This is a genomic window from Pseudoalteromonas aurantia (assembly GCF_005886875.1).
Lineage (GTDB): Bacteria > Pseudomonadota > Gammaproteobacteria > Enterobacterales > Alteromonadaceae > Pseudoalteromonas > Pseudoalteromonas aurantia_A.
Window position 1 is genome coordinate 1 of record NZ_PNBY01000054.1, and the last position, 10746, is coordinate 10746.

General features: G+C 38.3%; 10 protein-coding genes. 3 read left to right on the forward strand and 7 right to left on the reverse strand.

The features are described from left to right. Positions 1 to 236: 236 nt before the first annotated feature. The 6 genes from CWC18_RS11990 to CWC18_RS12010 form a co-directional block, all read right to left on the reverse strand. Positions 237 to 998, reverse strand: coding sequence for a helix-turn-helix transcriptional regulator (locus tag CWC18_RS11990; protein WP_138675323.1), 762 nt, complete (start codon positions 996 to 998; stop codon positions 237 to 239). Then, complete coding sequence (locus CWC18_RS11995) at positions 992 to 1765, reverse strand: helix-turn-helix transcriptional regulator (protein ID WP_138675324.1); 774 nt, start codon at positions 1763 to 1765, stop codon at positions 992 to 994. The genes CWC18_RS11990 and CWC18_RS11995 overlap by 7 nt, the downstream gene beginning before the upstream one ends. An 8-nt stretch (positions 1766 to 1773) precedes the next feature. Beyond that, complete coding sequence (locus CWC18_RS12000; RefSeq protein WP_138675325.1) at positions 1774 to 2547, reverse strand: helix-turn-helix domain-containing protein; 774 nt, start codon at positions 2545 to 2547, stop codon at positions 1774 to 1776. A 95-nt stretch (positions 2548 to 2642) separates the two neighbouring features. After that, complete coding sequence (locus CWC18_RS12005; RefSeq protein WP_138675326.1) at positions 2643 to 3419, reverse strand: helix-turn-helix domain-containing protein; 777 nt, start codon at positions 3417 to 3419, stop codon at positions 2643 to 2645. Between the two features lie 598 nt (positions 3420 to 4017). Next, on the reverse strand, positions 4018 to 4152 hold the full coding sequence (locus CWC18_RS21755) for a hypothetical protein (RefSeq protein WP_283957028.1): 135 nt from the start codon (positions 4150 to 4152) through the stop codon (positions 4018 to 4020). Positions 4153 to 4363: 211 nt separating this feature from the next. Beyond that, positions 4364 to 4591 carry a helix-turn-helix transcriptional regulator gene (locus CWC18_RS12010; protein WP_138675327.1) on the reverse strand — a complete coding sequence of 76 codons (228 nt, stop codon included), beginning with the start codon at positions 4589 to 4591 and terminating at the stop codon, positions 4364 to 4366. 1238 nt (positions 4592 to 5829) lie between these two features. Here CWC18_RS12010 and CWC18_RS12015 point away from each other — a divergent pair. The 3 genes from CWC18_RS12015 to CWC18_RS12025 all read left to right on the forward strand — a co-directional run bounded on the left by CWC18_RS12015 (position 5830) and on the right by CWC18_RS12025 (position 9994). After that, positions 5830 to 6210: a hypothetical protein gene (locus tag CWC18_RS12015; protein WP_138675328.1), complete on the forward strand. Its 381-nt coding sequence runs from the start codon at positions 5830 to 5832 to the stop codon at positions 6208 to 6210. 161 nt (positions 6211 to 6371) lie between these two features. Then, positions 6372 to 7847 carry a PepSY domain-containing protein gene (locus CWC18_RS12020; RefSeq protein WP_138675329.1) on the forward strand — a complete coding sequence of 492 codons (1476 nt, stop codon included), beginning with the start codon at positions 6372 to 6374 and terminating at the stop codon, positions 7845 to 7847. 23 nt (positions 7848 to 7870) lie between these two features. Then, positions 7871 to 9994: a TonB-dependent receptor gene (locus CWC18_RS12025; RefSeq protein WP_138675330.1), complete on the forward strand. Its 2124-nt coding sequence runs from the start codon at positions 7871 to 7873 to the stop codon at positions 9992 to 9994. 108 nt (positions 9995 to 10102) lie between these two features. Here CWC18_RS12025 and CWC18_RS12030 read toward each other — a convergent pair whose 3' ends face one another. Further along, positions 10103 to 10543, reverse strand: coding sequence for a hypothetical protein (locus CWC18_RS12030; RefSeq protein WP_138592716.1), 441 nt, complete (start codon positions 10541 to 10543; stop codon positions 10103 to 10105). Positions 10544 to 10746: the final 203 nt, after the last annotated feature.

The following is a 10746-nucleotide window of genomic DNA, read 5'->3' on the forward strand; positions in this document are numbered from 1 at the left end:
TTATTTAGGAAACAACGCCATTAGGTTGTCAAGTAATGACAAATAACTGTGGTTGAAATAGAGGTTATTGTGAAAAATAAAACCTAAGGTGGTCTTTTTGTGTGATTAAATTCAGATTTATTGGTTCTCTATGATTGGTTTTTGTGTGGTGTAGAGTGGTTTTAGCCGAGCACCCATTAACTTAATTAATAAAGTGCAAAGTAGTAGAATAGTTAAGCTCTAAATGTTGCCTATTTCTATACAGCCCTTTTTAGCTCTTTTTCATGAGAAACAACCATTGCAACCAATGTAAAGATAATTAGGGACATACCGATATATATTAAATTTTCGTAGTGAGTATAGAACACCGATAGAAACGTGTAGTTGTATTTCTCGTCTATATAAAAGTCTATAAGGTGTAAGGTAACAATGGTTGCGAAGTATATATAAATTAATGGAATAACTCTTACAAGGTTCGAGAGCCGTGGATTTTCCGCGTAATGCCAATGGTTTTTTTTAATTATATAGGTAAATATAGAGTAGCCTAAGATACTGAACGCTATTTGAAACATATAATAAATTACTGAAACTTTTAGCTGGTCATTAATAAGGTTTGAGAGGAAAGCCTCAAAATAGCTGAGGGAGTTAAATTCTAGAGTGTATAGTGTGATTGCTATAAGTGAAATTTGTAAAATGCTTTTTTGTTTCCTAATTGCTCCGTATAATGCACAGGAAGACAGAGTTCCAACATAAAAGACGCTTGCTATATATGGAGATATTATAGTTAGAGTAAATAAAAGAAATAGACTTTCTTTTGTACTTCTAACCTGTGCAGCCAGTGGTTTTAAATCAATTTTACAGACTGATAGCCACCTAAAAAGTTGACTGGCTTTTGGTTCGCACACTCCTTGCTCATAATTGATGATTGTACGCCTATCGCAATCGAGCTTTTTGGCCATATCGGTTTGTGAGATACCCGCATTTTTTCTGACTGATTTTAGGTCATTTCCGTCTAGCATTGAGAGTTACCATTTTTCAACTCTTTTTCATGGCGTATTATCATGGCTATGAGTAGCCAGATTGTTACAACCATAGCTGCATACATCAACTTCACGAAAGATTCATAGATGAATGATAGGTATGTCATTTTGTAGTTATAGTCAATAGTATAATCAATAGTAGTAAGTATAAGTATGGTTGTATGATATACGTAAATCCATGCAGCTATATTATCAAAAAGTGTCTTCGTTGCTTTCATTGATTTAAATAAATATTGAGATATTTTTAACCGATTTTTAAAAGAGAAAGCAGCAATAATGCTTGTACATATTTGAAATATAAAATGTGAATTAGCGATCACATACTTTGAAGCTCCTAATGATTTTAATTCGGAGGTTATCAGTGTCGTAATAATGTACTCAAATGTATAAATTACACAAAAAATTATTGCCATCTGAGTTATATTAACGGATTTCCGGAACAACCCATAGAGCACGCATAAAGCGATAACTCCAACGTAACCAGCACTTACTATTTCTGGAGAAATAAATGGCAGTGCAAAGAGTACGAAAATTGATTCTTTGAAGTGTTGGAGTTGACTTGCCAGTGGCTTTAAATCAATTTTACAGACTGATAACCACCTAAAAAGTTGACTGGCTTTTGGTTCGCACACTCCTTGCTCATAATTGATGATTGTGCGCCTATCGCAATCGAGCTTTTTGGCCATATCGGTTTGTGAGATACCCGCATTTTTTCTGACTGATTTTAGGTCATTTCCGTCTAGCATTTTTTAACCTAATTGAAGTTTTTATTTTTTAAGCTTACCATAATCGATGATGCCAAAACGGACAATGTGAAAATCCACCCAATGTAAATTAAAGATTCATAGTTATTATATATAACACTTAATCTAGGGGTGCTACCTGAGCTACGCAACAAGCTTTCAATAAGTGCTAGGGAAGTAATAGAAGTGTAATACAAGAAAATATATGAAATTAGTAAGTCGTTTATCTTTTCAAAGATAGCACTTGAGCAGTAGTTGTTCGCGATTTTCGTTGATTTTGATTTCTCCCTAAACAAGAAGAAAAATGATGTGTTTAAAGTTATTTGAATTATGTAAAAATAAATGTCATATGAAATGTAATTTGCAACTTCTGGTGGGTATAATGATTCAATATATCCCATAGCAAATAAAATAAAGCCCATTGCATTTATCATAATTAGTGAGATGGAGGTTAGAGCTAACTCCTTCCTTTTAATTGCAATAGAAAATATTAGCGCGATAAATAAGGTCGATATATAAATTGGGCTTACAATGTTAGGATTGAAATATGATACGGTGAGTATTAATAAAGAAATGTTTTTTACTTTATTTATTTGTTCTAAAATAGGGCTTACATTTATCTTACAAAGAGAGAGCCAGTTGAGTAGTCGCTTTACTTTGGGCTCTGATGTACCTTGTTCATAGTTAATGATTGTTCGTCTATCGCAACCTAGCTTTTTTGCCATATCAATTTGCGAAATACCCGCGTTTTCTCTAATGGCTTTTAAGTCACTACCGCTAAGCATAAGTAATTCCAACTATTTACATGGCTTTATTGTACAGTAAATGGGGATTAATAGCGTGTTTCTTTATCGGTTTTAGTTTGTTTTTATTGAACTATTTATGGCGTTAGGGGGGGTCTAAGCCTTCTTAGCTCTTTTTCATGAGAGGCAACCATTGCAGCCAGTGTAAAGATAATTAGGGACATACCGATATATACCAAATGCTCATAATAGGTATAGAACATAGATAAAAACGTGTAGCTGTATTTGTTATTTATGTAAAAATCAATGAGGTGTACAGTTGTAATGATCGAATTGTATATGTAAATTTTAGGTAGTGCTTTTTCTAATAACGATAGCTTTAGGTTTTCTATGTGAATTTGATGGCGTTTTTTAATTCTATAAGAGAAAATGTAATAGCCTGCCATGCTAAAAGTTATTTGGAAGGAATAATAAAATATAGCTATGATTAGGTCGTCCGTAGTCAAGCTTGATATGAAACTGTCGAAATAACCAATAGATATAAATTCAAACGTGCATAGGGACGCTATAATAAAAGCAATGCAAGAGATGTTTTCCTCTCTTCGAATTAATCCATATATGGAGAATGATATAAGAGCTGAAATGTAAAAGTAAATTATTATATAGGGTGATATAATGACTAAGGAAAGAAAAATTAATATACTTTCTTTTATATTGCGAAGCTGTGCTGCCAGTGGCTTTAAATCAATCTTACAGACATCTAACCACCTAAAAAGTTGACTGGCTTTTGGCTCACACACTCCTTGCTCATAATTGATGATTGTACGCCTATCGCAATTGAGCTTTTTGGCCATATCGGTTTGTGAGATACCCGCATTTTTTCTGACTGATTTAAGATCGCTGCCGTCTAGCATTACCTATTCTATATTTTTAGTTTGTTTTTTAAGTCTTTTTCATGGCAGATCAACATTGATAATAAAATACCTAATATTACTGACATTCCTGCATATATGAATTTTTCATAGTGGTCATAAATAAAGTTTAACAAGTTTATTTCTAGATTGAATTTACTGAAGCTGTATAATATTGCTAAGGTACAGATGGTAGAAAAGTAAATATATACCCAAACTAACACCCCATCGAAAGCCGTGGTAAGTATTTCATCTGATTTTGATATGGCTCTTGATATCTGAACCCTGAGAAGAAAACATATTAATGATAGTACGCTAATTAGCAGTTGAGCACCAAAGGCCGTATAAAAAAAGGCCTCTTCACTTGGTTTACTTTCATACAGTACAGGAATAATAAAGTGGAAGATACAAAACTCTATAGTGTAGATTATTGTAATAATCGAAGCTATGTGTGTAAGGTTTATATTTTTTCTAACATAGCCATAAATCGCAAATGAGCCCAGTGTTGAAATATAGATTATTGTTGTTATATCTGGATTGTTTAGGATGCTATAGAATATGGCTGTGAAAACAATGGTGTAAATAATTATTGTCGAATTTTTCATGGCTTATTTTTCATCGGTTTCTTTATTTTTACTAATTTTTTTAATGTGTCTGAAGTAGCCATAGATGAAGGCTTGTAGGGAATTGCGCCTCCAGATACAATGATACATTTTTTACGTGCAAGTAACTTCATCTTCAATGCCTTTAACTTAAAAATCATTCTTTATCGGCTTTACATTAACCCTGTCAAAAATGAGATGTTAAATTACTGATCAATTATTGGTTTACTTCAGATTGAACCAGTAGTTAGATATCTCTTTTTTGTGACAATTATAATCTACATTATAGCCTTAATTTCATCTTCATAAGTAGATAAGCGCTTTTTATAACTTAGCATTATCATGTTATTCACCATTTAACTTGTCTCTTATACTAGCTATTTGGTTGATTACAGGCTTCACGTCTACCCGACAAATTACTAACCATTTAAAAAGTTGCCCCATCTTGGGCTCGCCAACGCCTAACTCATAGTTAATGATGGTCTTTCTATCACAACTGAGTTTGCTTGCCATTTGTGCTTGTGTAATACCGGCCTGAGTACGCATGGCCTTAAGGTCATCACCATTGATCACATCCTATCCTTAATATATAGATGGAAAGGTTATTTTAATTATATTTAACGTAAATATAACATTGAGATCACTTAATGTAAACCTTGGTGTATATGATAATATTTATAATGTAATTAGTGAAGTACTTGTTGATATTTTGGTGCGATAAATTTGGGTTTTTATCATTATTAATGGTCGCTGGTTGGTTTGTATTGGGGTTTTTGGTGATTGGTATTGAGTAATTGGACCCTGACCTTCGTCAGGGCGACGAAAAGAGGGGGGGTGGGAGGTTGAAACAGGGCTGACCGCACACAGGTTTGATTTGGGTGCCTGTATTTGAGGTGGATCCTGACCTGCGTCAGGAAGACGAAAGTAGCGTCATGATTACGTAAATGGCGTCATGATTACGTAAATGGCGTCATGATTAGGTGAATGGCCTCACGAGACGAAATTGGTTTGTTAGGTTTAGTGTTTTTTTATTCGTCTCCCTGAATTCATTTCAGGGTCCACCTTCTTTTTATTATTCGTTATGGAGGAACTGCTAGGTATGGGCCCTGGTCAGCGTCAGGGCGACGAAAGAGTGTTGTTTAGTTTGGGTGCTATTACTTGTATGGGCCCTGACCTACATCAGGGAGATGAAAGAGTGTTGTGGGTTTAGGTGGTGTGACTTGTATGGGCCCTGACCTGCGTCAGGGAGACGAAAGAGTGTTGTGGGTTTGGGTGGTTTGATTTGTATGGGCCCTGACCTGCGTCAGGGAGACGAAAGAGGGGCTTGGGTTTAGGTGGTGTGACTTGTATGGGCCCTGACCTGCGTCAGGGAGACGAAAGAGTGTTGTGGGTTTGGGTGGTTTGATTTGTATGGGCCCTGACCTGCGTCAGGGAGACGAAAGAGGAGGGGTTGGTTTGGGTGGTGTGATTTGTAAGGGCCCTGACCTTCGTCAGGGAGACGAAAGAGGGGCAAGGAGATTGAAGTGGGGGGAAGGAAGGTCAGGGTATTGAGACGAAAGTGGGATCAGGGGTACAAAAGCAGGGAGGCGGAATTAGGTGTCTTTAATAATGTCGTAGTGGGTTTGGATGAGACTGTCTTTTATTTGTCTCCCTGAATTCATTTCAGGGTCCCTTGTTTTGAGGTAAATAGACATTACAAAAGTAAAGAGTTGATACTTTTTATTATCTTTTTTTACATGTGGGGAGATTTTTCCACACAACCTAGTTGATTATTGTTAACAGTTGGTACTCATAGTAAAAAGGATAGGTCATTGATGACAAGTTTATTACCACTGGACGTGGCTTCGGAGTCACTGCATAAATTAGGGTTAAAAGATGTTACTAAATACTCTATTGCTACAAAAAAATTGTACATTAAGCACGTTTTTATTAAAAACTTAGACAGTAATTTAGTAAAACCAAAGTTAACTTATACTGATTTGGAGTTTTTCAGAACCACTAACGCAGTGGACGGTTATTGCTATGTATTGGTGTATGTGTTTAACAAACGGCGTAAGAAGTTTGATATGGCGTTTTTTTTAGAAGATGCAGAAGCAATTAAAGGTATAGATACCCTCGAAGCTAAAAAAAGAATGACTGATTTATATTCTATCTCACGTAACATTCGAGGTGCTTTGTTAGGTCAATTTTAGTTTGCAAATGTGATTGACCACTGTTCTATGTAATTTGCACGGCACTTGCCCTGTTTCTCATTCAAAAGGGTGTATTGTCTCTCCTGCGACATTATGTCACACGCTCACTGCGTTAATTCGAATTATACTCTCCCTTATCTTTCTGATATAAAAATAATAATATGATCAAGTCGTTGCTTGTTTGGCATAGGCATTTTGCCTTATTGTGCGTTATTCCTTTTGTTGTTTGGGCTTTGAGTGGCTTGTTGCACCCTGCAATGTCGCATTTTGCCAAAGCTGAACGGCTTAACACCCCATTTATTAAAGTTCCCAATCATATTTCTGCGGTAGCAGTACCTTTAAAATCGGTTTTAGTTGCCCATAACATCACGGCTTTTAGCCATGCAAGGGTGATTGAATATAATGCGGCCTATTATTATCAAGTGGCGGTTGCGCATGCTCCCTTACCACACATTTATTACTTCTCAGTGAAAACGGGCTTAATAAATAGCGCTTTAAATGACGAACGTTATGCACTTTATTTGGCGCAATCATGGGCTGAACAGGCCGTTTTAGGTACTGAGTTAATTAACGAATTTAGCCCTGAATATGCTGAAATTAACCGTATACTGCCTGTTCATCGCGTTACCTTACAAAACCAAAACCGATTGTATGTTGATACGTTAAGCAGCCGCATTGCAGCACATAATACGCCACTGCGAGAAAGTTTGTCTTATTGGTTTAAGCAATTACATACCTTTGAATTTATTGGCGAGCGACACAGCCTATGGCGCATGATCCCGATGTTGGCAATTTCATTGCTAGTATTTGGCACTGGGGTGTTTGGTTTAGTAAGTTATGCCCTGCTATGGCGTCGTTTAAAAAGTAAACGTGTTAACACGCCAGTGCTGCATCGTTCATTGGGTGTTGTATTAAGCGTATGTATGTTGGGGTTTGCAAGCAGCAGTATTCATATATTAGTTGATAAGTTTTTTCCTGAGACGTTTAGAGCGTTGTCGCCTGGTAACGCTATCTTTACTGACCGGCTAAACCACGATCCATTAAAAGATGTGTTTGACTCTAACGGCGACAATTTTCAACTGGTGGCGGTGGGTGAGCAAGTTGTGACACAAGTGGCCAAACAGGCGTATTCACGAAAAAAGCCGATAGTCGACTTTAGTTATTGGCAAAATTTAGCGGTAAATATAACGAGCGTAGACGTTGCTCTGGCTCAGTTACAGCGTCAACTTAATGTGAGTGGTAAGGTGCTCAGTTGGCAAAAAATTGATAAATTTGGTCAAACTTATGGGTTTATAAACAAGCGATTACCTGTTATTCAAATGCGCTTTGTGAATGCTCCTGATGTGCTTTACAGTGTTGAGCCACACACTGGGTTTATTGCTAACATAGAGACAAATTGGCAAAGCGGACGTAGTTGGCATTTTGGTTACTTACATAAGTACCACTTTTTAAACCCGCTAGGCCGAGAAGTTCGAGACGCGATCGTCACCGGTATTATTATTGGCTTGGTATTAACCGCGTTATTTGGTGTTCGTTTATATATTGGCCGACGTAGGCGAAAAAAAAGTGCGATTGTGCGTCGTGGTGTATTGTCGTCGGGCCGTGATGTGGAAAGCCACTCATTAAAAAATTATTAAAAAATAACTTAGGAATATCTAGAATGAAGCAGCGTTTTTGCTACTCACTTATCTCATTGTCTATTTTATCCGCGTGTTCAATCAACGCTCACGCGAACGATGATAATGCGATGGCTGGTATAGAGCAGATCACCGTTACATCGAGCCGTACGGCTAAATTAAATACCCAGTTAGCGCTCAGTATAGGCAGCGTGTCGGAAGAGGCATTAAATAATGACAATAGCCAACATCTGTCAGATTCTTTGCAAACTATCTCGGGTGTATTGTTAAACCAGTTGTCGGGTGGGCAAGGGCATAACGCGGCTATTCGTATGCCCATTAATTACGGCGGCTATACCTTGTATTTACAAGACAATGTGCCTTTACAGTCGGCGGCTTTTTATAATCACAATGCGCTCTGGTGGGCGAGCAGCAATTCGTCTTTGTCGCGCTTAGAAGTAATGAAAGGGGCGGGCACAAGCTTGTATGGCTCGGGCGCAGTGGCTGCAACAGTTAATGTACTATCTGCGCCGGTTGACTCGAACAAAAATGCGGTAGGGCTAACCCTTGGCGAAGCTGGTTATGAGCGTTATCAAGGCAGTATTACTGAACACTTTAGTGAAAATAATGGTGTGCGAGTGTCGGGTGCGTATTTAAATAACGATGGGTGGCGTGACAACAGCAGTGTAGAAAAAACAGAGCTTAATCTGCTACATGAAGTGAGTTTTTCTGATAAGCATCAGCTTAAAACCAGTGTGATGACGTCAAGCCTTGACCAACAAATGCTGGATGCACTTACTGAAGATGAGTTTAACGATGACCCGTCGCAATCTGGATTACCCTTAGAAGTCGTCAATATTGACCCTCGCCGTAAAACTGATTACACGCGTATTAGCTCGGAGTATCAATATCATGGCGACGGTGTGTTTGCGTCGGTTATTCCTTATGCGCGCTACAGAAGCAATGATTATATTGCGACGTGGCAACCCAATATGCCGCAAGTTGAATCGAGCGTAAAAACGGTTGGTATATTGGCACTGGCTAACTTTTCGCACAGTGATGGGTTTGATACCACCATAGGTATTGATGTAGAAAGCGCCAAAGGCGATGCACTTTCGTATCAAGCTGCCACGCGTACAACCACTGGCTGGGGGGCTGCAACTTATCCTAAAGGGCATGTATTTTATAATGATGAGACCCGTTTTCGGGGAATTGCACCTTATATTCAACATAATGGTGTAATAACAAAACAGCTTAGTTATAGCTTTGGGCTTAGGTACGATAATAATGAATATGAGTTTAAGAATAGCCTACCCACTTATGACGATGATGGCTTTGGCAATCGCTCGATCGCGAATAGAACAGATACATTCGACCATTTAAGCCCCAAGGCGAGCTTAAATTATGAGTTGAATGATATCAGCAATGTTTATGTGCGTTTTGCGAATGCGATCCGTATTCCAACCGCGTCTGAGTTATATCATTTAAAAACCAAAGAAACGAGTGCGCAATTGAGTGCGTTAAATGAAGAGACCTCTGATACATACGAAGTGGGGTATAAGGTATATTTTGATGCGCTGAGCATCGAGCTGGCGTATTATTTTATGGCAGTTGACGATGCAATCGTTACCGTTTATGACGATTTTGGCGCCTCTTATCGGGTGAATGCTGCGCGTGTTAAACACAGCGGCATTGAGCTTGGTGTTAACTATGACGTCTCCAAGTCGGTGGCTGTTGCGTTTGCTTATAGTCAATCAGAGCATGAATTTGACCATTACATACAAGACCAAGGGCGTATTGACCGTAACACGCAACGCAGTAAAGCGCTGGATTTATCTGGGAATAGTTTACAAATGGCGCCTGACTATGTGGCTAATTTACGGTTGAATTATAACAGTGATGTATTCGATGGATTAAATGTGGTTGCTGAAATACAAAGCATCGGTGACTACTGGATGGATGCTAAGAATACGCAAAAGTACTCAGGGTATACCGTTGCCAATGTGAAAGTAAATTACCTTTTAACGGATGCGTTAAAGCTCCATGTGCGCGTTGCTAATTTAACCGATAAAAAATACGCGTTGCAAGGGGAGTTACGCTATGGCAGAGAGCGTATTCAACCTGGAGCGCCAAGAACGTTATACATGGGGCTACATTACGACTTTTAACGGCCGGTTGAGTTAACTCGCTATTTTTAATGCGCATTTAGATAATGCGCTTTTTTGTGTTTGCCTTTTTAACTTAGCACTTACTTAGGGGCTGATATAGCAATAGGTTTAGGCTTTATTGTTGAAAAACATGCCAGCGTTACTCGCGCCGTTACTGGCAAATAAGCTTTGTACTAACGTTGATGTTTGTTTTCTGATAATAAGTTGCACATTTTGCAGTTGTTCATCAAGTTGCGTTTTTAGCTCTGCCAGTTGCTCGGCACTTTGCTCTTTTGTGAGGCTTGTGTCAGCCCGCACTTCGCTCATTTTGTTTTGTAGAATTTTAATGTTACCCACGATTTTTTCTTGCGCGCTGATATCTGACTTTTTCTCGGTGGATGTTTGATTGTCATCGTTTGATTCAGTCTTTTCAGTCGTTTTTGCATCCGAGGTGGTAATTTGATCAGCGGCTACGGGTGTTGCCGTACTTTTATCTTTGGTAGTTGCGTTCTCTGATAGGTTATAGCCATGATTTGAGTAAGCTTGAGGTGGTAAAGAGTTAAAGTTCATGTGTGACATGGTCCTTATGCGACGATATTTTGTCGGATATTAGTTATATGAATATTAAGCACTTTTTATACCAGTTGTGTATGGTGTGGTTATTTTAAATGAGGTCTTCACATTTTGTCTCTCTGAATTTATTTCAGGACCTAGGGTGTGTGTTGTGCCTTGGCGTTAGGGGTTAATTGGCATGGACCCTGACCTGCGTCAGG

What these genes read in the sequence shown, in the direction of transcription:
- CWC18_RS12000 (WP_138675325.1), bottom strand. Translation starts at nt 2,547, where the DNA reads ATGCTTAGCGGTAGTGACTTAAAAGCCATTAGAGAAAACGCGGGTATT.
- CWC18_RS12005 (WP_138675326.1), bottom strand. Translation starts at nt 3,419, where the DNA reads ATGCTAGACGGCAGCGATCTTAAATCAGTCAGAAAAAATGCGGGTATC.
- CWC18_RS12020 (WP_138675329.1), top strand. Translation starts at nt 6,372, where the DNA reads ATGATCAAGTCGTTGCTTGTTTGGCATAGGCATTTTGCCTTATTGTGC.
- CWC18_RS12025 (WP_138675330.1), top strand. Translation starts at nt 7,871, where the DNA reads ATGAAGCAGCGTTTTTGCTACTCACTTATCTCATTGTCTATTTTATCC.
- CWC18_RS11995 (WP_138675324.1), bottom strand. Translation starts at nt 1,765, where the DNA reads ATGCTAGACGGAAATGACCTAAAATCAGTCAGAAAAAATGCGGGTATC.
- CWC18_RS11990 (WP_138675323.1), bottom strand. Translation starts at nt 998, where the DNA reads ATGCTAGACGGAAATGACCTAAAATCAGTCAGAAAAAATGCGGGTATC.
- CWC18_RS21755 (WP_283957028.1), bottom strand. Translation starts at nt 4,152, where the DNA reads ATGAAGTTACTTGCACGTAAAAAATGTATCATTGTATCTGGAGGCGCA.
- CWC18_RS12030 (WP_138592716.1), bottom strand. Translation starts at nt 10,543, where the DNA reads ATGAACTTTAACTCTTTACCACCTCAAGCTTACTCAAATCATGGCTAT.